General features: G+C 74.8%; 9 protein-coding genes. 6 read left to right on the forward strand and 3 right to left on the reverse strand.

Annotation, left to right across the window (positions count from 1 at the left end):
- Nucleotides 1–19 precede the first annotated feature (19 nt).
- Nucleotides 20–1393, reverse strand: coding sequence for an alpha/beta hydrolase family protein (locus ETD96_RS12625; protein ID WP_205719234.1), 1374 nt, complete (start codon nt 1391–1393; stop codon nt 20–22).
- A gap of 63 nt (nt 1394–1456) precedes the next feature.
- Here ETD96_RS12625 and ETD96_RS12630 point away from each other — a divergent pair, with 63 nt between their 5' ends.
- Nucleotides 1457–2398 (forward strand): ArsR/SmtB family transcription factor, encoded by a 942-nt coding sequence (locus ETD96_RS12630; RefSeq protein WP_138636512.1) that lies wholly within the window; start codon nt 1457–1459, stop codon nt 2396–2398.
- A gap of 60 nt (nt 2399–2458) precedes the next feature.
- Here ETD96_RS12630 and ETD96_RS12635 read toward each other — a convergent pair whose 3' ends face one another.
- Entirely contained in the window at nt 2459–3523 is a 1065-nt protein-coding gene (locus ETD96_RS12635) for a right-handed parallel beta-helix repeat-containing protein (RefSeq protein ID WP_171068997.1), read from the reverse strand.
- 336 nt (nt 3524–3859) lie between these two features.
- Here ETD96_RS12635 and glnII point away from each other — a divergent pair, with 336 nt between their 5' ends.
- Both glnII and ETD96_RS12645 read left to right on the forward strand, forming a co-directional pair.
- Nucleotides 3860–4873, forward strand: coding sequence for a glutamine synthetase (gene glnII / locus ETD96_RS12640; protein ID WP_138636514.1), 1014 nt, complete (start codon nt 3860–3862; stop codon nt 4871–4873).
- A gap of 218 nt (nt 4874–5091) precedes the next feature.
- Nucleotides 5092–5715: a hypothetical protein gene (locus ETD96_RS12645; RefSeq protein WP_138636515.1), complete on the forward strand. Its 624-nt coding sequence runs from the start codon at nt 5092–5094 to the stop codon at nt 5713–5715.
- Between the two features lie 26 nt (nt 5716–5741).
- On the opposite strand, the gene ETD96_RS12650 is transcribed toward ETD96_RS12645, so the two are convergent.
- Entirely contained in the window at nt 5742–6557 is an 816-nt protein-coding gene (locus ETD96_RS12650) for a hypothetical protein (protein WP_138636516.1), read from the reverse strand.
- 341 nt (nt 6558–6898) lie between these two features.
- On the opposite strand from ETD96_RS12650, the gene ETD96_RS12655 reads away from it, so the two are divergent.
- The 3 genes from ETD96_RS12655 to ETD96_RS12665 form a co-directional block, all read left to right on the forward strand.
- A complete protein-coding gene (locus ETD96_RS12655; RefSeq protein WP_138636517.1) occupies nt 6899–7951 on the forward strand; it encodes an alpha/beta fold hydrolase in 1053 nt (350 codons plus the stop codon).
- Between the two features lie 219 nt (nt 7952–8170).
- Nucleotides 8171–19069 carry a non-ribosomal peptide synthetase gene (locus ETD96_RS47555; RefSeq protein WP_138636518.1) on the forward strand — a complete coding sequence of 3633 codons (10899 nt, stop codon included), beginning with the start codon at nt 8171–8173 and terminating at the stop codon, nt 19067–19069.
- Nucleotides 19066–25858 (forward strand): non-ribosomal peptide synthetase (locus ETD96_RS12665; protein WP_138636519.1); only part of this gene is annotated, 6793 nt, incomplete at its 3' end. The genes ETD96_RS47555 and ETD96_RS12665, both read left to right, overlap by 4 nt.

Genomic DNA, 25858 nt, shown 5'->3' on the forward strand with positions numbered 1-25858 from the left:
GGTCATGCCCCCGCGGTGGCTATCGGAGGGAGGGGGACGGGTTGTGGCGGGTGAAGGACGGGGCTGACGGGTGCATGCCCGGCTCCGGGTCCGCGTCGAAGACCGTTTGGGTGGCGGACGGCAGCTTGGCTGCAGCGTCGTTGAGCGCCGTGGGGCGGGTTGTGGGCCAGTGGCCCGTGTTCATGCGGGTCAGGAGGGTTTGGAGGGCCGTTATCTCTTCGGACGCGGTGAAGGTGCAGTGGTAGCCGCGGTCCACGTAGAGCTGCTTCAGGTTGGCCGGGTTGCCGGCTCGGTGGACCTGGGTGGCGTACCGGCGCTGGTTCTCCGGTGGGACGCTGCCGTCCTGTGTTGAGTGCAGGGTGACCACCGGCCAGGGCGTCCGGCCGGTGGGGGTGCCGTAGCGGTCCAGGTAGCGGACGGCGGCGGGGTCGGCTTTGACGCGCGGGCCCGCGTTCAGGCGGGCGAGGTCCTTGCCGAGGCTCAGGCCCGCCTCGCGGTACGCCTTCTTTACCAGGGCCTTCTGGGACGAGCGGGCGAGGAGCGTGCGGTAGTCCACGCCGGTGTTCCAGGACGGGTTGCCGCCCGCCCGCGCCTCGATGTCCGTGCGGTTGAGGCCCCAGAACGCGCCCCGGTCATAGGCGGAGTAGTAGTACTGCTGCTCGATCTGGCCTGTGGTCGTCTCCGGGGCGGGGGCCCGGGAGGTGTAGCGGCCGGGGACGTCGGCTAGGGCGGCGGAGAGGGCCAGGCGGGCGCGGCCCGCAGGGGTGTTCAGCGCGGAGGTAAGGGCGCCTCGGGCGTTGGACGTGTTCGCCTGCGGGTCCTTGATGTGGACCAGGTCCAGGTTCGGCGCCAGGAGCGTCTTGATGGCGTAGTTCGCGTCCAGGGCGCTGTTGAAGTGGCCCGTGGTGCCGCCGACTACGCCGCAGAGGGACGCGACGCCGGTGAAGCGGCCGGGGTTGCGTTCCGCCAGGAGGATCGAGGTCAGGCCACCGGCGGACGCGCCTGCGGAGATGGTGCGTTTGGGTTCGCCCACGTTTCTGGTGAACCAGTTGAGGAGGGCCATCTGGTCCTTCAGGCCGGACTCGACTACGCCCCAGCCTTGTGCCGTGCGGTACTGGGAGGCCGCCAGGGCGTAGCCCTGGTCGAGCAGCCATTGCTCTGTGGCCGGGTGGTTCGTGAGCGCGATCTCCGACGGGGGCGGGAACTCCAGGCTGTACGCGCCGTGGCTCCACAGCAGCAGTGTCCCGTTCCAGTTGCTCGGGACCTCGACACGGTAGGGGACGCCGTCGATGTCGCCCTGCCGGACGTCGGCGTGCGCCGACGGGGTGGCGGTGACCAGGGCGGCCAGGAGCATGAAAGGGGCGGTGCGGCAGAACACGCGGAGTCCGTTCATGGGCGCACCTTCCACGAGGCGCCGACCCGGGCGCAATGATTTCGGAAATGGCTAAAATGTCGCATGCTGCGGCTCTGGCTCGACTATGAGGACCTTGTTCGGGTCCGCGTCACTCCCGGTCTTTCGCCGGTCGCCCAGACCGTTCTCGGCGCCCAGGCCCTGCGTTCGCGGCGGCGCCCGGGGCTCACCGGCTCGTCGCGCCTGCTGCTCGACATGGTGCCGCCCGGACGCTGGGTCCCCGACTTCCTGACGCCGTACACGGACGTGCCGGGGCTCGAATCGGAACTCGACGCCGTCGCCTCGACGCCCGCCCGGCGGATCCGGGCCGAGCTGGAGCGGTCGTGCGGCCCGCGTCCGGCGTCGTGGCTGCGCCGCCTGGCCGCGGGGGAGCGGGAGGCGATGCGGACGCTGGTCTGCGGGCTGCGTGACCTGCATCGGGTCGCGCTCGCGGAGCAATGGGCCGAGCTGAGCGCCCACCTGCGCGCCGAAGCGGCGGGGCATGCCCGGACGATGGCCCGCGACGGGATCGGCGGCCTGTTGGGGAGTCTGCATCCCGGTGTCCGCTGGACGTCGCCGGTGCTGGAGGTCGAGACGCTGCTCGAGGGGGACGTCCACTTGCAGGGGCGGGGGCTCCTGCTCATCCCGTCGCCGTTCGTCACGGGGCCGCGCGTCATGGTCGGCGGGGACGGTCCGGCGGCCGTGGTGGTCCCGGCGGCGCCGCCGGCCGGCGGGACGGGCCTCGACCCGCTGCCGCAGGTGTTCGGGCGGACGCGCGCGGCCGTGCTCCGGTCGGTCGCGGACGGGGAGGTCACGACGGGGGCGCTGGCCGCCCGGCTCGGGGTCAGCGCGGCGTCGGCGTCCCAGCACGCGACGGCTCTGCGCGGCGCCGGGCTCATCACCAGCGAGCGCCGGGGCAAGACGGTGCACCACGCGCTGACGCCGCTCGGGGAGCGCGTCCTGCGGGGCGGCTCCTCGTGGCCGGCCGCGCGGGGGCCGTCCCGATGACCCCGGGATCCGAAGAAGACCCCGGGCAGGGACGGGGTCTTCTTCGGGCCGGCGGTCAGGTCAGCAGAGGCCCCGCGGGTTCGAGGTGCGGCACTTGTTGTCGCGGAAGCGGTTGGTCTTGCTGCCGCTCCTGTCGACCAGGTCGAACGGCCGGTTGCCGAAGGCGCGGTTCGCCTCGATCAGGTTGAACCGGGCGGGACGGGCGAAGCCGTGCTCCGGGGCGATGCCCGGGAAGAGGACGATGCCGCCGGAGTAGGGCAGCCTGCCCCGGTTGTCCTTCACGAAGTTCCTCGCGACGGTGTTGCGCTCGCCGCCGAAGAGCAGGACGCCGGTGCCGCCCAGCGGCGGGACGGGGCCGTGCCCGGCGCACGACCGGTTGTTCTCGACGACCTTGTTGTCCGAGACGTTGTTGTGGCCCTGGCCGCCCGGCTGGCCGTCGTCGACCAGCGCGACGCCGACGCAGTTGCGGGTGGCGTCGTTGTCGCGGACCGTGACGTGGTGGGCGTGCCGGACCAGCACGCCCAGGGTGTTGCCGGACGTGTGGTTGTGGGCGACCTCGGTCCCGCGCGCGTCGGCGATGTCGCCGACGTACAGGCCGGCGTCCTCGTCGTTGTCGATGGCCCAGTTCCAGACGAACTCGCCGCGGGTGGAGCGGAACTCCGCGATGCCGTACTCGCCGTTGTTCCTGGCGAGGACGGCGAGCACCGTCAGGTGGTCGGTGTACATGCCGTGCACGCCGTTGCCCTTGAAGTCGCGCACCGTCAGGTTGCGGATCGTCACGTCCTTGACGGGGTACTTAGCCCGGCCGATCACGCAGATCCCCATGCCGGGGGCCTTGGCCTTGGCGCAGTTGTCGTGGCGGCCCGGGCGCAGGATCGTCTTGTTGCCCTCCCCCCGGATGGTGAGGCGCTTGGTGACGAGGACGCCGCCCTCGTAGTAGCCCGCCTTGAGCTGGATGGTGTCGCCGGGCCGGGCGCGGTCGACGGCCTTCTGGATCGAGTGGCCGGGCGGCACGATGTGCGTGCGCCCGGTGGTACGGCCGTCCACCTGGCCGGCCGCCGCCGGCGAGGCGAGCCCCGCCAGCACCACGGCCGTGCCGAGCGAGGCCGCGAATATTTGCCTCATCCCTTTTTCTCCCGTTCTGTTTTCCTTGTTAAGGAACGCGTCACGGCGTGTTCCGGGACGGCATTCCTCGATCATCTTGGAACGGACGGCGTAATCCGCGGATGGGAGACGGGTAAACAGTCGGCGGGCTTTGCGGCAAACCGTCGGCCGGTACGAAACGGGAGAATCGGCGCGCGCGCCGACGGGGCGGGGCCGCGGGCGGGTGTGACGAAGGTCTCGGCAGGTCACGATGGCGTGTTACATGCCGTTCACAAACGGGCAACAGGTGTGAAATGCCCGGTTGGCACGTTTCTAGGGCCGAACCCGTGAGGCCAGGCGGAGACGAAGGGACCGACGTTGAGCTACAAGGCCGAGTACATCTGGATCGACGGCACCGAGCCGACCGCGCGGCTGCGGTCGAAGACGAGGATCCTCGCCGACGGAGCCGAACTGCCGGACTGGGGGTTCGACGGGTCCAGCACCAACCAGGCCCCCGGCGACCACTCGGACTGCGTGCTGAAGCCGGTCTTCTCCTGCCCGGACCCCATCCGCGGCGGCGACAGCATCCTCGTCCTCTGCGAGGTCTACCTCGTGGACGGGACGCCCCACGAGACCAACACGCGGGCCAAGCTGCGCCCGATCGCCGAGCAGTACGCGGCGCAGGACTCCTGGTACGGGATCGAGCAGGAGTACACCTTCTTCAAGGACGGCCGCCCGCTGGGCTTCCCCGAGCGCGGCTACCCGGCGCCGCAGGGCTTCTACTACTGCGGCGTGGGCTCCGACGAGGTGTTCGGCCGCGACATCGTCGAGCGGCACATGGACGCCTGCCTGGCCGCCGGCCTGAAGATCTCCGGGATCAACGCGGAGGTCATGCCGGGCCAGTGGGAGTTCCAGATCGGCCCGGCCGGGCCCCTCGAGGTCGGCGACCACATGTGGATCGCCCGGTGGCTGCTGTACCGCATCGCCGAGGACTTCGACGTGTCCGCGACCCTCGACCCGAAGCCGGTGGAGGGCGACTGGAACGGCGCCGGCGCGCACACGAACTTCTCGACCAAGGCCATGCGCGAGGGCTACGACGCGATCATCACGGCGTGCGAGGCGCTCGCCGAGAAGGCGGACGAGCACGTCGCGAACTACGGCGCCGACATCGAGCGCCGGCTGACCGGGATGCACGAGACGGCCGCGTGGAGCACGTTCAGCTACGGTGTGTCGGACCGCGGCGCCTCGGTGCGCATCCCGTGGCAGGTCGAGGTGGACAAGAAGGGCTACATCGAGGACCGCCGTCCGAACGCCAACGTCGACCCGTACGTGGTGGCCCGGTTGATCACCGGCACCTGCTGCGCGGCGCTGGAGAAGGCCGGCCAGGTCTGATCGGACGGGCGGCGGCCCTGATCTGACGAAACGGCGATCCCCTGGGCGCACCGCCCGGGGGATCGCCGTTTTCTTGGCCGAGGATTGCCGTTTCCGCGGGCGGGCCGCCGTTTCGCGGTGGCGGTCTCGTGACCAAACATCTGCAAATTGTGGCTCTTGGGGGCGTTCCCCCCTCGGTGCCGGGTAGCACGACTACGTTCGCACCCGGGGGAGGGAACATGCCCGACTCGCCATCGGGGCGGTACTCCGGCGGTCTGCCCGGCAGGAGCACCGGACGCCCCGCGCCACGGCCCTGGGAACGGTCGTTCCGGTGCCCCTCGACGGCGCGCCGCCGCCCGCCGGAGGCGCCGCCGCGGCGGTACGAGGACTTCGTCGCCCTGCACGAGGAGATCGACTCCGGGCCGCCGCTGCGCCCGCTGTGGTGGACGGGGATCTCCGCGTCCCTGGTCGGCGGCGGTCTCGCGTTCGCGGCGGTGATGGCGCTGCGCGCGATGTTCGGCGTGGAGGTCCCCGTGTTCGCGGGCGAGCACACCCCGGCGGCGCCGGCCGCGACCAGCTACGCGCTGTGCGCGGCGGCGGCGACGGTCCAGGCGACCGCGCTGATGCACCTGCTCCTCGCGACGGCGGCGCGTCCCGTGCGGGCGTTCGCGTGCATCGGGGCCGTCGCCGTCGTCGTGCTGACGATCCTGCCGCTGACGATGCGGGGCCCGCTGGACGCGGCGCTCGCCACCGCCGGCCTCAACCTGGTCGGCGGGGCGTCCGTGGTCGTGCTGCTGTCTGCGGTGGTGGGGGCCGCCCGGCAGTTCCCCTGGGACAGCCCGTTCCGACGCGGCCGACGGTGACGTTCCGGCGCGGCCGGCGGTGATCGTCAGCCGACGGTGATCGTCAGCGGGCCGGGCGCGGCCGAGGACGCCACCCGCACATGGCGCAGCCGCCGCCACACGCGCACCTCCACCGGATCCCCGGCGGCGAGCAGCCGCAGCTCGCGGTGCATCCCGGAGAAGCCGAGGCACAGCGAGACGTCCCAGGCCCCGCGCGGCAGCGGGTCGTCGACGAACGCGCGCGACACCGGCACCGCGGCGGTGTAGGAGAGCCGGCCGGGACGCTCCTCCAGCAGGGCGATGACCTCGAACGTGCGGTCCGAGCGCCGCTCGGACAGGACCAGCGTCGCCGAGACCGGCATGCTGATCTCGCGGAGGCCGAGGTGCCCGGCGACGACGATCTCCCGGCGCGCGGCGTTCCAGCGCGTCAGGTCGGCGCGGGCCGACCCGGCGGCGTGCGGGCGGCCGCCGACGTCGACCGCGAGGGCGCCCGCGCGGTCGAAGTAGGCGATGACGGCCGCGGAGCCGGGCAGGAACAGCCGCCGCGGCGACGCGTCCAGCCCCGGGGCGTGGCGCAGCGGGAGCACGGCGTGCCCCGCCGGGCCGCCGACCGCCAGGCGCACCTCCCAGAGCCCGCCGGGCAGCGGGTCGCCGTTCGTGATCGACGCGACGTCCACCCGCGCCTCGAAGGCGACGGCGCCGTCGCGGGCCGCGGCGGCGGCCGGCACCCGCACCACCCCGCCCTCCTCGCGGTCGCGCAGCACCAGCTCGATCTCGGGGACGGGGCCGCCGGGCCCGAGCAGGCCCGCGAGGTGCAGCACCGACCCCGCCCAGCCGACCTCCGTCAGGTGCGGTTCCGGCATCGCCACTCCCCGCCTCGTCCGTCCTCGGCGCCGTTCCCCCTACCCGTCCCCCGGATGGCGCGGCCGAACCGGCGGGACGGGCGCGGGGGCGGCCCGCACGGGGTCCGGGCCGCCGCCCGCCACCACGGACGGTGACCGTCATTATCCGCGAGGTCGCCGCGCCGGGCGAGATTCTCACGCGGCCACCTCCGGCCCCGGTGTCAAGCCGAATTCACGCAGGATTAACAGCCCGATGTTCTCGGTACGGGGTGACCAGTGTAGAAATGGCAGGGACGGGAGGGGGCCGCCTTGGGCCAAAGCGTTCCGGCCGGCATCGTCGAATGCGGATGGATAATGACGAAATGATCTTTTCCCCGCGAGGTCTGCGCGACGCGACGTCCAATGCCCTGCGGCTGGCGGTGGCCGGGCGGGTCGCCGATCTGCGCCCGATGCCGGCGGAGACCGTCGACGACGGGCCGGGCCGGACGGTGTCCCGGTACCGGCCGCCGGAGGGGGTGGTGCCGGCCGGGCCGCCGGTGCTGCTCGTCCCGCCGCCGGCCGCGCCGGCGCGCTGCTTCGACCTGCGCCGCGGGTGCAGCCTCGCCGAGCACGTCGTCCGCGCGGGCCGCCTCAGCTACCTGCTCGACCACGGGACGGCCCTGTCCGGTGACGCTGACCTGGGCGTTCAGGGGTGGGTCCGGGACGTGCTGCCGGGCGCGGTCCGGGCGGTGAGCCGGGACGCGGGCGGCCAGCCGGTGCAGATCGTCGGCTGGTGCCTGGGCGGGACTCTCGCCCTGCTGGCCGCCGCCGACGACCCGGCGCTGCCGATCGCGTCGGTCGCGGCCGTCGCCGCGCCGGTGGACGCGGGCGCGGCGCGGCTCGCCGAGCGGTGCGCCGAGGAGTGCGCCGCGCCGCCGGGGAGCCGGGGCTTCCGGGCCGCCGGCCTGAACCACTACCTGCTCCGCCAATTCAGCGTGCTGACCCACCTCGACAATGCCGATTTCCTCGCGCAGATCGAGGCGATGGATCATTTCCGGCATTTGGCGATCGCCCATCCGGGCGGCGCCGCGCGGCGCATTTACCGGTCCCTTCTCGGAGAGGGCGCGCTGCCGCGCGGCGGCGCGGTGATCGGCGGCCGGCGGGTGGATCTCGGCCGGGTCGGCGTGCCGGTGCTGGCCGTCGCGGGGCGCGGCGACCACGCCGCGCCGGTCCGGGGCGTCCGGTCCCTCGCGGGCCTGCTGGGCGGGGCGCCGCAGGTGCGGGTCGAGGTCGCGCCCGGCGGCCACCTCGGCGTGCTGACCGGCCGGGCGGCCAGGACGACGACATGGCGGCACCTCGACCGGTGGCTCGACGAGGGCATCGTCCGGCACGGGATCCGCGCACCGCGCGCCGCCCGCACCGCGCTCACCGTCTGACCCCTCCCCGCGCGGGCCGTCCGGCCGGAACCATCGCCCGATCGTGCGCATCGCGGGTCTTCCGCACGCCAAGGGACGTTCCAATCTCCTTTGCGGCGGCGCCATCAACACGCCCTCGGGTGTGTCGTCTTGGTGATCGAACTGTCGCCGACCGTAATGTGGCGCACCGTTGTGGCGGCAGAAGGACGTCGGGGGGCACTGCATGTCGGGGGGCACTGCATGACGTCGGACACGGGCGAATACGGCGCGGCGCGGGGAGAACGGGCACCCGTGGAGATCATCGGGGTCGCCCCGTCGAGCCGTCCCGCACCCCATCTCGCCGTGGCCGTGGCGCGCGCGGGCGGGACGGGCGTCCTGGCCCTCGGCCACGACCGGGCGCCCGCGCTCGCCGCGCTGGCCGACGTCCGCCGCTGGTGGACGGGCCCGTTCGGCGTCCGCGTCCCGGCGGGGTGCGGGGTGCGCCCGGCGGACGTCCCGGCCGAGGCGGGCACGGTCGTCACCGGCGCCGCCGCGCTGCGGTCGGACGACTGGCTCGACATCGCCGGGTTCGCCCGCGGCCGCCGCCTGCTGATCGAGGTCGCGGACCCGGCGGAGGCCGCCGAGGCCGTCCGCGTCGGCCGCGGCCTGACCGACCAGGTCGGGATCATCGCGCGGGACGCCGGGCACGCCGCCGGGCCGTCACTGTTCATCCTGTTGCAGCGCCTGCTGGCCGACTCCGACGCCGGAGTCCCCGTCTTCGCCGGGGGCGGCCTCGGACCGCACGCGGCCGCCGCGGCGGTCGCCGGGGGCGCGGCAGGCGTCGTCCTGGACGAGCAGTTCGCGCTCGTCCGCGAGATGGACCTGACCGGCCCCGCCCCCGCCGGTGTCGCCCGTCCGGCCGTGGAGCTCGCGGGCCGGCACAAGACGGCCGGGGGAGTGGTCCAGGCCGTCCGGGCGGAGATCGTCCGGCACATCCGGGCCGCCGTCCGCGCCGAGCCGCTGGCGCCGCGCCCCGAACCGGTCGCCGTGCAGGGGCCGATGGCGCAGGTCAGCGACGGGTCGGCGTTCGCGGGCGCGGTCGCGCAGGACGGCGGCCTGCCGTTCCTCGCGCTCGGCCCGCTGGACGGCGCGCGGGCGCGGGCGCTGCTGCGCGAGACCGCCGACCGGCTCGGCGGCCGGCCCTGGGGCGCCGGCGTGCTGGAGGGCGCGCCGCCGGAACTGCGCGCCGAGCAACTCGCCGCGATCGGTGACGCCCGGCCCCCGTACGCGATCATCGGCGGCGGGAGCCCGGCGGAGGCCGCCGCCCTGGAGGCCGCCGGGACCGCCGCGTACCTGCCCGTCCCGTCGCCCGAGCCGCTCGGCCGGCTCCTCGGCGAGGGCGTGCGCCGGTTCGTCTTCGCGGGCAGCGAGTGCGGCGGCCAGACCGGCCCGCTCACGAGCCTGGAGCTGTGGGACGCGCAGGTGGCGCGGCTGCTGGCGTTCGCCCGCGACGGCGGCGTCGCCGCGGAGCTGTCGGTGATGCTCGCGGGCGGCGTGCACGACGCGCGGTCCGCCGCGATGGCCGCCGCGCTCGCCGGTCCGCTGGCCGAGCGCGGCGCCGACGTCCGCGTCCTGATGGGCACCGCATACCTGTTCACGCCGGAGGCGGTCGCGGCGGGCGCGATCCTGCCCGGCTACCACGACATGGCGCTCGCCTGCACGGAGACCGTCCTGCTGGAGACCGCCCCCGGGCAGACGGCCCGCTGCGCCCGCACCCCCTACATCGAGACGTTCGAGCAGACCCGCCGCGAGCTGGAGCAGGCCGGGACGCCGCCGCAGGAGGTGCGGCGCCGCCTGGAGAAGCTGAACCTCGGCCGGCTGCACCTCGCCAGCCGGGGCCTGCGGCTCGACACCCCCGTCGGCGCCGACCGGCAGCGGGAGGAGGGCCTGTACGCGATGGGGCAGGCGGCCGCGCTGCGGTTCGCCCCGGTCGGGATCGCCGCCCTGCACGAACAGGTCACGACCGGCGCGACGGACCTCCTGGCGGCGCGGGCCGCCGACCTCGGCATCGGGCCGCGCGACACCGCCCGGGCCGCGCCGCGCCCGGCCGACATCGCGGTCATCGGCATCGGCTGCGTCTTCCCCGGCGCCCCCGACGCCGACCGGTACTGGGCGAACGTCGTCGCCGGCGCCGCGCAGGCCGGGGACGGGACGCCGTCGAAGTGGGGCGGGCTCGTCCCCGACATCCCGTTCGACGCGGACGCCCACGGCATCGCCCCCGGCGAGATCGGCGGCATCGACCCGATGCACCTGCTGTCGGTGGAGGTCGCCGCCCGCGCGCTGCGGGACGCCGGCTACGCCGACCGCCCGTTCGACCGCCCCCGGACCTCGGTGTTCTTCGCCGCCGAGGGCGGCGGCGACCTCGCCGCGGGCTACGCGCTCCGCGCGACCCTCCCGTCCTACCTCGGCGAACTGCCGCCCGGACTGGACGAGCAGCTCCCGCGCCCGGCGGGGGAGACCCTCGACGGCGTCCGCACCGGCGCCGTCGCCGGGTGGATCGCCGGCCGCCTCGGCCTCGGCGGGACGGCCTGCGCCATCGGGGCGACGTCCCTCGCGGCCCTCGACGCCGCCTGCAAGGACCTCGCCGCCGGCTCCAGCGCCATGGTGCTGTGCGGCGGCGCCGACCTCCGCGACGGCGTCCTCGACCGGCTGCTGCCCGCGTCCGGGGACGACGGGGACGGCGTCGTGCTCGGCGAGGGCGTCGCGTGCGTCGTCCTCAAGCGCCTCGCCGACGCCGAACGCGACGGCGACCGGATCTACGCGGTGGTGAAGTCCGTCGCCGGGGCCGGCGGCCGGCGCCGGGCCATGGACCGCGCCTACGAGCGCGCGGGCGTCGCCCGGTCGTCCGTCGGGCAGGTCGCGCTCGGGTCGGTCTCCGCGCAGATCGGGCACACCAGGTGCGCCGCCGGCCTCGCCGGGCTCATCAAGACCGCGTACGCGCTGCACACCGGCGTGGTGCCCGGAGACGGCGGGGCCCGGCCGTGGGCGGTCCGCCCCGGCGAGCGGTTCGCCGGGGTGAGCGGCTCCGGGTTCGGCGGCGCGCACTTCCACGCCGTCCTCGCGGGCTACGAGGGCGCCCCCGAACCGGTGTCGGGCCTCGCCGAATGGCCCGCCGAGCTGTTCCTGATCCGGGGTGACGACGACGCCGCCGCGCGCGCCGCGGCCGACCGGCTGGCGCGCCTGGCCGAGGGAGCGCCCCGGATGCGCGACCTCGCCCGCACCGCCGCCTCCCTCGACGGCCCGGTCCGGGCGGCCTTCGTCGCCACCGGACCGGACGACCTGCGCGCGAAGCTCGCGCTCGCCGCGGAACTGCGCCCGGCGCCGGGCATCCGCGTCGCGTCCGGAGAGCCGGGCCAGGTCGCGTTCCTGTTCCCCGACGCGGACGACGCGGACGCGCCGGCGGCGGCCGCCGACCTCTTCGTCGCCTTCCCCCGGCTCCAGCGCCTGCTGCGCCTCGCCGGCGGGGACACGGGGGCGGCCGTCGCCGGACTCGCCGTCCACCGGCTGCTGACCGCCGTCGGCGTCCACCCCGACCTCGCCGCCGGGCAGGGCCGCGGCGAACTCGCCGCGCTCTGCGCCGCCGGCGCCATCGACGACACCGACATGGTCGAGATCGGCGCGGACCCGTCCCGCGGCGGCCTCCTCGGCCGCGACCTGCGCTCCCCGGCGTTCCCCGTCTGGGCCGCCGCGACCGGCCGCCCCTACGAGACGGAGCCGTCCGAACTGGCGGCGGTGCCGTCCCCGCCCGTCCCCGCCGCCGCGCGGATCGAGGCGATGTACGACGCGGGCGCCCGGACCTTCGTGGCGACCGGACGCGCCCTCGCCGACCTCGTCGGCACCACCCTCGGCGACCGCCCGCACACCGCGGTGAGCTGCGCCGTCCCCGGCGAGAACGGCCTGGTGACGCTGCTGCGCGCGCTCGCCGAACTGGCCGCCGCCGGCGTCCCGGTCGACCCGCTGCCGCTGTTCGCCGGCCGCGGCGCCCGCCTCCTCACCGGCGTGCCCGCCGCGTTCCACGGCCGCGTCAACGACGTCCTGCTCGCCGGTCTGGCCCTCGCCGTGACCGAATGGCGCCGCCGCCGCGGCGTCGCCCTCCACGACTCTGCCGTCCTGGTGGACCTGGAAGGCCACGGCCGCGAGGACCTGCCCGCGGCGCCGGGCGCCGCCGCCCTCGACCTGTCGCGCACGGTCGGCTGGTTCACCAGCATGTTCCCCGTCCGGATCGACGCGGGCGACGCGGAATGGGACGAGGTCCGCACGGGCGGGCCGGCGGCGGGCGAGGCCGTCCGCAACGCCAAGGAACGGCTCCGGACGCTGCCGGACAACGGCCTCGGCTACGGCCTCCTCCGCCACCTGAACGAGGACACCGGACCGGAACTCGCCGCCCGGCCCGCGCCGCAGATCGTCGTCAACTACCTCGGCCGGGTCGAGGACACCGGCGGCGACTGGAGCGTCGCCGCCGAGGCGGGCGCCCTGGACGGCGGCGGCGACGCCGCCATGCCGCTCGCCCACACCGTGGAGATCGACGCGGTCGCCCGGGACTCGGCCGCCGGGCCCCGGCTGTCCGCGACCTGGACGTGGGCCGCGAAGATCCTCGACGCCGCGGACGTCCGCGAGCTGGCCGACGCCTGGTTCGAGGCGCTGCGGGGCATCGCCGCGCACGTCGCGGCGGGCGGCGGCGGGCACACCCCGTCCGACTTCCCGCTGATCCCGCTGACCCGGACCGAGGTCGCCGAGGTCGCCGCCGCCCATCCGGGGCTGGCCGACCTCTGGCCGCTCTCGCCGCTCCAGCAGGGCTTCTTCTTCCACGCGCTGCTCGACTCCGGCTCCGACGTCTACACCGCCCAGCTCGTCCTCGACTTCGAGGGCCCCCTCGACACCGCCGCCCTGCGCGCGGCCGGGCAGGGCCTCGTCGACCGGCACCCCGGCCTGCGGGCCGCGTTCGCGCAGACCGGCGACGGCACCCCGGTGCAGATCGTCCTCGGCGCGGCCGAGGCGCCCTGGGCGGAGACCGACCTCGGCGGCGCGCCGGACGCCGCGATCCAGGAGGCCATGACCGCCGAGCGGGCCCGCCCGTTCGACCTCGAACGCCCGCCGCTGCTGCGCTTCGCGCTGCTCCGGCTCGGCCCCGGCCGCCACCGGCTCCTGCTCACCGCCCACCACATCGTGCTGGACGGCTGGTCCATCCCGGTGCTGGCCGGGGAACTCCTCGCCCTCTACACCGGCGAGGAGCCGCCGCGCACCGCCCCCTACAAGGAGCACCTGGCCTGGCTGGACGCCCAGGACGGCGACGCCGCCCGCGACGCGTGGCGCACGGCCCTGGAGGGCCTCGCCGAACCGACGGTGCTGGCCCCGGCCGCCGCCGACCGGCCGCCCGTCCTGCCCGAGCACGTCGTCCTCGACCTGCCCGCGGACCTGTCGGACGGCCTGTCCGCGCGGGCGCGGAGCCACGGCCTGACGCCCAACACCGTCGTGCAGGGGCTGTGGGGGCTGCTGCTGGCGCGGCTCACCGGCCGCGACGACGTGGTGTTCGGCGCCACCGTCTCCGGACGGCCGCCCGAGCTGCCCGGCTCCGAGCAGATGATCGGGCTGTTCATCAACACGCTGCCCGTCCGGGTCCGCCTCGACGGCGCCGAGACCCTGATGGAGAGCCTCGGCCGCCTCCAGGACGAGCAGTCCCGGCTGTTCGCCCACCACCACCTCGGCCTCGGCGAGATCCAGCGGGCCGCGGGCACCGGCCCGCTCTTCGACACCATGACGGTGTTCGAGAACTACCCGCTCGACGCCGCGCTGCTGGAGGCGGCGTTCGACGGGGTCCGGCTGGCGGGCGCCGACCTGGTCGACGCCACCCACTACCCGCTGACCCTGCTCGCCGTGCCGGGCGAGCGGCTCCGGCTCCGGCTGGAGTACCGGCCCGACGTCCTCGACCGCGCCACCGCCGAGCGGCTGACCGGGCTGCTGGGCGACCTCGTCCGGACCCTCGTCACCGACCCGGACCGCCCGGTCGCCGAGATCGCGCTGCCCGGCGCGGCCGGCGTGCGCGACGTGCTGGCCGCGCTCGGCGGCGGCGCGCCCGCCGCCCGGCGTGGGGCCGCGCCAGGAGGCAGCCGCCTCGTCGCCTACGTCGTCGCCGCCCCCGGCGCCGACCTCGACCCCGAGGAACTGCGCGCCCACGTCCGGGAGAACCTGCCCGAGTCGATGGTGCCCGCCGTCGTGGTCGTCCTGGACGAGCTGCCGCTCACCCCCAACGGGAAGGTCGACACCAAGGCGCTGCCCAAACCGGAGCTGACCGGCCCCGGCACCGCCTACCGGGCCCCGCGCGACGCCCGCGAGGCCGCCGTCGCCGGCATCGTCGCCGACCTGCTCGGGATCGACGCGCCCGGCATCGACGACGACTTCTTCGAGCTGGGCGGGGACTCGCTCGTCGCCATGCGCGTCGCGACCCGGATCCGCCGCGCCCTCGGCGTGGAGCTGCCCGTCCGGGCCCTGTTCGAGGCGCCCACCGTCGCCGGCCTCGCCGCGCGCGTCGCGGAGCTGGAGGGCGCGGCGTCCGGGCGCCCGCCGCTGGAGCCCCGCGAGCGGCCCGCCGTCGTCCCGCTCTCGTACGCGCAGCAGCGGCAGTGGTTCCTCACCAAGTTCGAGGGGCCGTCCGCGACCTACAACATGCCGGTCGCGCTGCGCATCCGCGGCCCCCTCGACGCGGACGCGCTCCGCGCCGCGATCGGCGACCTGGTGGAACGGCACGAGACGCTCCGCACCGTCCTGCCGGACGCCGGGGGAGTGGCGCGCCAGACCGTCCTGGACCCGGCCGCCGCCCGCCCCGAGCTGGAGGTCGCCGAGACCACCGGCGCGGAGCTCCCGGCCCGGCTCGCCATGGCCGCCGGATACGCGTTCGACATCACCGCCGAACCGCCGCTGCGCACCCACCTGTTCCGGATCGCCCCGGACGAGCACGTCGCGCTCCTCCTCCTGCACCACGTCGGCGGCGACGGCTGGTCGATGGCGCCGCTCGCCCGCGACTTCATCACCGCCTACGCGGCCCGCGCCGGCGGCACGGCGCCGGAGTGGGCGCCGCTGCCCGTCCAGTACGCCGACTACACGCTCTGGCAGCAGGAACTGCTCGGCTCCGAGGACGACCCGGACAGCCTGGTCTCCCGGCAGATCGCCTACTGGCGGGACGCGCTGGCCGGGCTGCCGGAGGAGCTGTCGCTCCCGACCGACCGGCCGCGCCCGGCGGAGGCGTCCTACCGGGGCGCGACGGAACGGTTCCGGCTCGGCGACGAGGTCCACGCCGCACTCCTCGGCATCGCGCGGGAGACCGGCGCGAGCCCGTTCATGGTCGCCCAGGCCGCGTTCGCCGCCCTGCTCACCCGCCTCGGTGCCGGGACGGACGTGCCGATCGGCTCACCCATCGCGGGCCGTACGGACGAGGCGCTGGACGACCTGGTCGGCATGTTCGTGAACATGCTCGTCTTCCGCACCGACACCTCCGGGGACCCCTCGTTCCGGGAGCTCATCGGGCGGGTCAAGGAGACCGACCTCGCCGCGTACGCCCACCAGGACGTCCCGTTCGAGCGGCTCGTCGAGGTGCTGAACCCGCCGCGCCACCTGGCCCGGCACCCGCTGTTCCAGGTCGGGCTGACGTTCCAGAACAACCCGGAGGCGCGGCTGGAGATGCCCGGCTTCACCGCCGAGCTGGAGCCCCTCGCCGCCGGCGCGTCCCGCTTCGACCTGCTGATGATCCTCACCGAGCGGGGGGACGGGTTCGACGGCGAACTGGAGTACGCCCTCGACCTGTACGACCCGGCCACCGCGCGGCGGCTCGTCGAGCGGTTCGAGCGGTACCTGTCCGCGCTGCTCGCCGACCCGGACGCGCCCATCGGCCGCGCCGACGTCCTCGCGCCGCAGGAGCGGTCGCTGATCCTCGGCGAATGGGCCGGGGGCGGCGCCGATGCGGCGGAGCGGGCGACGATTCCCGCGCTGTTCGAGGCCCAGGCGGCGGCCCGTCCGGACGCGCTTGCGGTGACGTTCGAGGGTGTGTCGTGGACGTATGCCGAGGTGAACGCGAGGGCGAACCGGCTGGCGCACAAGCTGGTCGAGCAGGGTGTTGGGCCTGAGCAGTTCGTGGCGTTGGCGCTGCCGCGTTCGGCCGACCTCGTCGTGGCGATCCTGTCGGTGTTGAAGGCGGGCGCGGCGTATGTGCCGATCGACCCGGACTATCCGGAAGACCGGATCGCGTACATGGTCGAGGACGCGCGCCCCGTCCTCACCCTCCGTCCGGATGACCTGGACGCCGAGGGCTACGACGAAGCGAACCTCGATGTGGCGGTCTCACCGGACCACCCGGCGTACGTCATCTACACGTCGGGTTCGACGGGCCGCCCGAAGGGCGTGGTGATCCCGCACCAGAATGTGGTGCGGTTGCTGCGTTCGACGGAGGAGTGGTTCGACTTCGGCCCGGACGACGTCTGGACGCTGTTCCACTCCTACGCCTTCGACTTCTCGGTCTGGGAGTTGTGGGGCCCGCTGCTGTATGGCGGACGGCTCGTCGTCGTCCCCTACCTGACCTCCCGGTCGCCGGAAGAGTTCCTGTCTCTCCTGGCCGCCGAGAAGGTGACCGTCCTCAACCAGACTCCGTCGGCGTTCTACCAGCTCATGGCCGCCGACCGGGACAACCCCGGCACCGACCTGGCCCTGCGCTACATCGTGTTCGGCGGCGAGGCACTGGAACTGGGACGTCTGGAGGACTGGTACTCCCGGCACCCCGAGAACGCCCCGACGCTGGTCAACATGTACGGCATCACCGAAACGACGGTGCACGTCTCGTACGTCGCGCTCGACCGCGCCTATGCGGCGACCGCGCCCGGCAGCGTGATCGGCGTCGGCATCCCCGACCTGCGCGTCTACGTCCTCGATGACCGCCTCCAGCCCGTCGCGCCCGGTGTGGTCGGGGAGCTGTACGTCGCGGGCGCGGGCCTGGCGCGCGGCTACCTGAACCGTCCGGGGCTGTCGGCGGAGCGGTTCGTCGCCGACCCCTACGGCGCGCCCGGCACCCGCATGTACCGGACGGGCGACGTCGGGCGGTGGCTGGACGGCGGCCGCCTCGAATACCTCGGCCGCAGCGACCAGCAGGTGCAGCTGCGCGGCTTCCGGATCGAGCTGGGCGAGATCGAGTCGGCCCTCGCCCGCCACGACGCCGTCTCCGACGTCGCCGTGGTCGTCCGGGACGAGCGCCTCGTCGCCTACGTCGCGGGCACGGACGTCGACTCGTCCGACCTGCGCCGCTTCGTGGGCAAGGACCTGCCCGACTACATGGTCCCGGCCGTGATCGTCGAGCTGGACGCCCTCCCGCTCACCGTCAACGGCAAGCTCGACCGCAAGGCGCTGCCCGCGCCCGACTTCGCCGCGAAGGTGTCGTCCCGCACCGCGCGCACTCCGGAGGAGGAGACGCTCTCCCGGCTGTTCGCCGAGGTACTGGGCCTGGAGCGCGTCGGAATCGATGACGGGTTCTTCGACCTGGGCGGCGACTCGATCATCGCGATCCAGCTCGTCTCCCGCGCCCGCCAGTCCGGCCTGGTCATCACCCCGCGCGATGTGTTCCAGCACCAGACCGTCGAGGAACTCGCCGCCGTCGCCCGACCAACGGGCGAAGGCGAGGAGGTCGAGGCCGAGGCCCCCGGCACCGGCGTCGGCCCCGTCCCGGTCACCCCGATCGTGGCGTGGCTGCGCGAGCGGGTCGGCGGCGACACCGCGCTGATCAGCGGCTTCCACCAGTCGACGCTGCTGCGCACCCCGCCGGACCTCGGCATCGAACGGCTGACCGCCGCGCTCCAGACGCTCCTCGACCACCACGACATGCTCCGCCTCCGCCTGGACGGCTGGCAGCCCGTCGTCCGGCCGCCCGGCTCGTGCGACGCGGCCGCCCTGGTCACCCGGGTGGACGTCGCGGGCATGGACGCCGACAAGCTCCAGTCCGTCATCACCGAGCAGGCCACCGCCGCCCGCGACCGGCTCGACCCGGCCGCCGGGACGGTGGCGCAGCTCGTCTGGTTCGACGCGGGCCGCGAGCAGGGCCGGCTCCTCCTCGTGCTGCACCACTTGGTCGTGGACGGGGTGTCGTGGCGGATCCTGCTGCCCGACCTCGTCACCGCCTGGGCCGGTGGAGACCTCGACCCCGTCCCGACGTCGTTCCGCCGCTGGGCGCAGAAGCTCACCGCGGCCGAGCGGGACGAGGACGAGCTGGAGGACTGGCTCGACATCGTCGACGGCCCCCCGCAGAACCTCGCGAAGCGGCCGCTCGACCCGCGCGTGGACATCGCGGCCCGCGCCCGCTCGGTCACCCTCGACCTGCCCGCCGACGTCACCGGGCCGCTGCTCACCGACGTCCCGGCGGCGGTCCACGGCCGGGTCAACGACGTGCTGCTCACCGGCCTCGCGCTCGCCGTCGCGCAGTGGCGGCGGCACCGGGGCGGGCGCGGCACCGGCGTCCTCGTCGACCTCGAAGGGCACGGCCGCGAGGACGTCGTCCCCGGCGCCGACGTCTCCCGCACCGCCGGCTGGTTCACCTCCATCCACCCGGTCCGGCTGGACGCGGGCGGCGCGACCGGCGCCGCCGCGCTCAAGACGGTGAAGGAGCAGCTCCGGGCCGTCCCGGACGGCGGCATCGGCTACGGCCTGCTCCGCTACGGCGGCGGCGAGGCCGCCGAGGAGCTGGCGGCCGTCCCGCCCCCGCAGATCGCCTTCAACTACCTCGGCCGGGTCGACGCCGGGGACGCGGGCGGCGACTGGACGCTCGCCGCCGAGGAACTCCCCGCCGGCGAGGACCCGGCGATGCCGATGGCGCACGTCCTGGAGATCAACGCCGTCACCCGCGACCTGCCCGGCGGTCCGGTGCTGTCGGCGAGGTGGACGTGGCCGGGCGGCCTGCTGGAGGCGCCCGACGTCCGGGAACTGGCCGAGGGCTGGTTCACCGCGCTGCGCGCCCTCGCCGCGGACGCCGCCGCCGGCGACGCGGCCGGCTTCACCCCGTCCGACCTGCTCGTCGACCTGGACCAGAGCGAGATCGACAAGCTGCAGACCGCATGGAGGCAGAAATCGTGAACCGGGGTGACCTTGAGGACATCCTGCCCCTGTCGCCCCTGCAGCAGGGTTTCTTCTTCCACGCGCTCTTCGACGCGGGTGACGCGGACGTCTACACGGCGCAGCTCGTCCTCGACCTGGAGGGGCCGCTGGACGCGGGGGCGCTGCGCACCGCCGCCGGGACGCTGCTGCGCCGGCACGCGAACCTGCGCGCCGCGTTCTGGCACGAGGACCTGTCGCGGCCCGTCCAGGTGATCCCGCGCACGGTCGAGCTGCCGTGGGAGGAGGTCACCGCGTCCGGTGCGGACGCCGACGCCGTCGTGGCGCGGGAGCGGGCGCGGGGCTTCGACATGACCGCGCCGCCGCTGCTGCGGTTCGTGCTCGTCCGGATGGGGCCCGAGCGGTCCCGGCTGATCCTGACGAACCACCACATCCTGTTGGACGGGTGGTCCACGCCGGTCCTCGCGACCGAGCTGTTCCTGCTCTACGTGCAGGGCGGCCACGACACGGGGATGCCGCGCGTCACCCCGTACAAGAACTACCTGGCGTGGCTCGCGAAGCAGGACCGCGCCGCCGCCGAGGAGGCGTGGCGCCGCGCCCTCGCCGGGGTGGACGAGCCCAGCCTCGTCGCGCCGGAGGCCGCCGGCCGCGCGCCGGAGCCGCCGCGGCCGACCGTCACCGGCCTCGACGAGCGGACGACCCGGCGCCTCACCCGCGCGGCCCGCCGCCACGGCGTCACGCTGAGCACCGTCCTGCAGGGCGCCTGGGGCCTGGTCCTCGGCCGCCTGCTCGGCCGCGACGACGTGGTGTTCGGCTCGACCGTGTCCGGCCGCCCGCCGGAGCTGCCCGGCGTCGAGCAGATGATCGGCCTGTTCATCAACACGCTGCCCGTGCGCGTCCGGTACCGGATGGACGAGCCGCTCGGCGCCCTCATGGAGCGCCTCCAGGAGGAGCAGACCGAACTCCTCGCCCACCACCACCTCGGCCTCACCGACATCCAGCGCGCGGCGGGCCACGGCGGCGGCGCCCTGTTCGACACGATGACGGTGCTGGAGAACTACCCCTTCGACCCGTCCTCGATGGACGGCTCCCTCAACGGCGTCCGCGTCGCCGCCGTCGACTCCTACGACGCGACCCACTTCCCCTTGTCGTTCGTCGCCCTGCCCGGCGAGGCGTTGTCGCTGCGCCTGCACTACCGGCCGGACGTGTTCGAGCAGGAGGCCGTGGAGGCGATCCTCGCCCGGATCCGCCGCGTCCTGGAGGCGTTCGCCGAGGACTCCGGCCGCCTGGTCGGCGCCGTGGACCTCGCGGGGGAGGACGAGCGGTCCCGGCTGGAGCGCTGGAACGACACGGCGGGCGCCATCCCGTCCGGCACCCTCCCGGCCCTCTTCGAGCCGCAGGCCGCGCGTACCCCGGCCGACGTGGCGCTCGTCTGCGGCGACGCGCGGGTGACCTACGCGGAGCTGAACGAGCGCGCCAACCGGCTCGCCCACGAGCTGATCGCGCGGGGGATCGGCCCCGAGGACCGCGTCGCGCTCGTCCTGCCGCGCACGCCCGAGATCGTCGTGGCGATCCTCGGCGTGCTGAAGGCGGGCGCCGCCTACGTCCCGATCGACCCCGAGTACCCGTCCGACCGCATCGCCTACATGCTGTCCGACGCCCGCCCCGCCCTGACGATCACCGCCGGGGACTTCCCGGACACGAGCGGGCGGCCCGCGCACGACCCGTCCGACGGCGAGCGGGTGGGGGCGCTGCGCCCGGACAACGCCGCCTACGTCATCTACACGTCGGGGTCCACCGGGCGGCCCAAGGGCGTGGTCGTCCCGCACGTGGGCGTGCTCAACTACTTCGAGGCGCACCGGGACGCGTTCATCGACCCGGCGATCCAGGCCGCGGGCGGGCGCCGGATGCGGTTCGCGCACCTGGCGTCGTTCTCGTTCGACACGTCCTGGATGGGCCTGCTCTGGATGATGTACGGCCACGAGCTGCACCTCATCGACGACGACACCCGCCGCGACGTCGAGGCGTACACCGACTACGTGGCGCGCGCGCAGATCGACCTGGTCAACACCACCCCGTCGCACTTCACCTCGCTCCGCGAGGCCGGGCTGCTGGACGCCGACGGGCGCCACCTGCCCTCCCACCTCCTCCTCGGCGGCGAGGCCGTCGGCGAGAACCTGTGGGCCGAACTCCGCGCGATCCCCGGCGTCACCGCCCGCAACTTCTACGGGCCCACCGAGTCGACCATCGACACCATGAACCAGGTGGTCGCGCGCAGCGAGCACCCGTCGATCGGCGGCCCCTACCGCAACACCCGCGCCTACGTGCTGGACGCCGCGCTCCAGCCCGCCCCGGCCGGCGTCCCCGGCGAGCTGTACCTGGCGGGCGTCCAGCTCGCGCGCGGCTACCTCGACCGGCCCGGCCTGTCGGCGGAGCGGTTCGTCGCCGACCCGTTCGGCGCGCCCGGCGACCGCATGTACCGGACCGGCGACCTCGCCCGGTGGCGCCCGGACGGCACGATCGAGTACCTCGGCCGCGCCGACGACCAGGTGAAGATCCGCGGGTTCCGGGTGGAGCCCGGCGAGATCGAGAACGTCCTCGCCGGGTGCGGGGGCGTCGCGCACGCCGCCGTGGTCGTCCGCGAGGACCGGCCCGGCGACCGGCGCCTCGCCGCCTACCTCGTCGGCCCGGACGTCGACGTCGCCGCCGTCCGCCGGTACGCGGCCGAGCGGCTGCCCGACTACATGGTCCCGTCGTTCACCGTCCTGGACGCGCTGCCGCTGACCGTGAACGGCAAGCTCGACCGCGCCGCGCTGCCCGCGCCGGACGCCTCCGCCGCCGCGAGCCGCGCCCCGCGCACCCCGCGCGAGGAGATCCTCTGCGGGCTGTTCGCCGAGGTCCTCGGCGTGCCGCGGGTCGGGGTGGACGACGGGTTCTTCGACCTCGGCGGCGACTCGCTCACCGCGACCCGGCTGGCCAGCCGGATCCGGTCCGCGCTCGGCGCCGAGCTGCCCGTCCGGGCGCTGTTCGAGGCGCCGACCCCCGCCGGCCTCGCCGAGCGCCTCGCGGACGCCGACGCCGGCGGGGTGCGGCCGCCGCTGGCGCGGGCCGAGCGGCCCGACGTCGTGCCGCTGTCGTACGCGCAGCAGCGGCTCTGGTTCCTCAACCGGTTCGAGGGGCCGTCCGCGACGTTCAACATGCCGGTCGCGCTGCGCCTCAACGGCGCCCTCGACCTGGACGCGCTGCGCGCCGCGCTCGCCGACGTGGCGGAGCGGCACGAACCGCTCCGCACGATCTTCCCGGACGGGTCCGGGACCGCCCGGCAGCTCGTCCTCGAACCGGCCGCCGCGCGCCCCCGGCTCGACGTCACCGAGACCGGCGAGGCGGCGCTGCCGGCGGCGCTGGCCGCCGAGGTCGGGCGCGGCTTCGACCTGTCGGTGGAGCCGCCGCTGCGCGCCCGCCTGTTCGCCCTCGGCGGCGACGTGCACGTCCTGATGCTCGTCCTGCACCACATCGCGTCGGACGGCTGGTCGATGGCGCCGCTCGCCCGCGACGTGATCCTCGCCTACGCCGCCCGCGCGGAGGGGCGGGCGCCGCAGTGGGCGCCGCTGCCCGTCCAGTACGCCGACTACACGCTCTGGCAGCGCGAGCTGTTCGGCTCCGAGGACGACCCCGGCAGCCTGATCTCGCGGCAGATCGCCTACTGGCGGGACGCGCTGGCCGGGCTGCCGGAGGAGCTGTCGCTTCCGACCGACCGGCCGCGCCCGGCGGAGGCGTCCTACCGGGGCGGGACGCACACCTTCGAGCTGGACGCCGACCTGCACGCCGCGCTCCTGGCCCTCGCCCGCGAGAACGGCGCGACCCTGTTCATGGTCATGCAGGCCGCCTACGCCGCGCTGCTGACCCGGCTCGGCGCGGGGACGGACGTGCCGATCGGTTCGCCGATCGCGGGCCGTACGGACGAGGCGCTGGACGACCTGGTCGGCATGTTCGTGAACATGCTCGTCCTGCGCACCGACACTTCCGGGGACCCCTCGTTCCGGGAGCTCATCGGGCGGGTCAAGGAGACCGACCTCGCCGCCTACGCCCACCAGGACCTGCCGTTCGAGCGGCTCGTCGAGGTGCTCAACCCGGCGCGGTCGATGGCCCGGCACCCGCTGTTCCAGGTCGCCCTGTCGTTCCAGAACAACCCGGAGGCGCGGCTGGAGATGGACGGGCTCACCGGCGGCCCCGAACCCCTCGGCTCGGGCGCCGCCAAGTACGACCTCTCCCTCTACCTAGAGGAGCGGCACGGCGACGGCGGCGCGCCCGGCGGCATCGACGCCGGGCTCGAATACGCCCTCGACCTCTTCGACCCCGCCACGGCCGTCTCCATCGCGGACCGCTTCGAGCGCCTCCTCCGCGAACTGGTCGCCGACCCCGGCGCACCCGTCACCACCGCCGAGATCCTCGACCGGAGCGAGCGCCGCACCCTGCTGCGCCGCTGGGCCGGCGGAAAGGGCGGCGACATCGAACGGGCGACGATCCCGGCGCTGTTCGAGGCGCAGGCGGCGGCCCGTCCGGACGCTGCGGCCGTCACGTTCGAGGGTGTGTCGTGGACGTATGCTGAGGTGAACGTGAGGGCGAATCGCCTGGCGCACAAGCTGGTCGAGCAAGGCGTTGGGCCTGAGCAGTTCGTGGCGTTGGCGCTGCCGCGCTCGGCCGACCTCGTCGTGGCGATCCTCGCGGTCTTGAAGGCGGGTGCGGCGTATGTGCCGATCGACCCGGATTACCCGGAAGACCGGATCGCGTACATGGTTGAGGACGCCTGCCCCGTCCTCACCCTCGGCCCTGATGACCTCGACGCTACCGGACGGCCCGACACCAACCCCGGCGTCGCCATCGACCCCGACCACCCGGCCTACGTCATCTACACGTCGGGTTCGACGGGCCGTCCGAAGGGCGTGGTGATCCCGCACCAGAACGTGGTGCGGTTGCTGCGTTCGACGGAGGAGTGGTTCGACTTCGGCCCGGACGACGTCTGGACGTTGTTCCACTCCTACGCCTTCGACTTCTCGGTCTGGGAGTTGTGGGGCCCGCTGCTCTATGGCGGACGCCTCGTCGTCGTCCCCTACCTGACCTCCCGGTCGCCCGAAGACTTCCTCGCGCTGCTGGCGGCGGAGCGAGTGACCGTCCTCAACCAGACACCGTCGGCGTTCTACCAGCTCATGGCCACCGACCGGGACAACCCAGGCACCGACCTGGCGCTGCGCTACATCGTGTTCGGCGGTGAAGCCCTCGACCTCGGCCGCCTGGAGGACTGGTACTCCCGGCACCCCGAGAACGCGCCGACGCTGGTCAACATGTACGGCATCACCGAGACCACGGTGCACGTCTCGTACATCGCGCTCGACCGCGTCCACGCCGCCACCGCGCCCGGCAGCATCATCGGCGTCGGCATCCCCGACCTGCGCGTCTACGTCCTCGACCACCGCCTCCAGCCCGTCCCGGCGGGCGTCGTCGGCGAACTGTACGTCGCGGGCGCAGGCCTGGCGCGCGGCTACCTGAACCGTCCGGGGCTGTCGGCGGAGCGGTTCGTCGCCGACCCGCACGGCGCGCCCGGCACCCGCATGTACCGGACGGGCGACCTCGGCCGCTGGCGCCGCGACGGCGCCCTCGAATACCTCGGCCGCGCCGACCAGCAGGTGCAGCTGCGCGGCTTCCGGATCGAGCTGGGCGAGGTGCAGTCCGTCCTGACCAGGCACGACGCGGTCAAGGACGCGGCCGTGGTCGTCCGCGACGACCGCCTGGTCGCCTACGTCGTCGCCGACGGGATCGACGCCGCCGACCTGCGCCGCTTCGCGGGCCGGGACCTGCCCGACTACATGGTCCCGGCGGCCGTAGTCGAGCTGGACGCGCTCCCGCTGACGTCCAACGGGAAACTCGACCGCAAGGCGCTGCCCGCACCCGACTTCGCCGCGAAGGTGTCGTCCCGCACTCCGCGCACCCCGGAGGAGGAGACCCTCTCCCGGCTGTTCGCCGAGGTGCTCGGCTTGGAGCGCGTCGGGATCGATGACGGGTTCTTCGACCTGGGCGGCGACTCGATCATCGCGATCCAGCTCGTCTCCCGCGCCCGCCAGTCCGGCCTGGTCATCACGCCCCGCGACGTGTTCCAGCACCAGACCGTCGAGGAACTCGCCGCCGTTGCCCGGCCCACCGGCGAGGGCGAGGAGGTCGAGGCCGAAGCGCCCGGCGCGGGCATCGGACGCGTCCCCGCGACCCCGATCATGCGCTGGTTCCAGGAGCTGAACGGCCCCGTCGACGGCTACAGCCAGCGGATGCTCCTCCAGGTCCCGCCGGGTCTCGGCCTGGACGAGCTGGCCCGGGCGCTCCAGACGCTCCTCGACCACCACGACATGCTCCGGCTCCGCGTGGACGGCGGCGAGTTCGAGGTCGCCGAGCCCGGCACGGTCGACGCCGCGCCGCTCGTCCGCCGCGTGGACGTCGCGGGCCTGGACGCCGAGGCGCTCCGCGCGGTCCTCGCCGGCGAGGCGGAGGGAGCGCGCCGCCGCCTCGACCCCGCCGCCGGGACGATGGCGCAGCTCGTCTGGTTCGACGCCGGTCCCGGCGCCTCCGGGCGCCTCCTGCTCACCCTCCACCACCTCGTCGTGGACGGGGTGTCGTGGCGGATCCTGCTGCCCGACCTCGTCACCGCGTGGGCCGGCGGGACCCTCGACCCCGTCCCGACCTCGTTCCGCCGCTGGGCGCAGCGCCTCGCCGCCGAGGCGTCCGACCCCGCCCGCACCGCGGAGCTGCCGCTCTGGGAGGACG

The organism is Actinomadura geliboluensis, from assembly GCF_005889745.1.
GTDB lineage: Bacteria > Actinomycetota > Actinomycetes > Streptosporangiales > Streptosporangiaceae > Spirillospora > Spirillospora geliboluensis.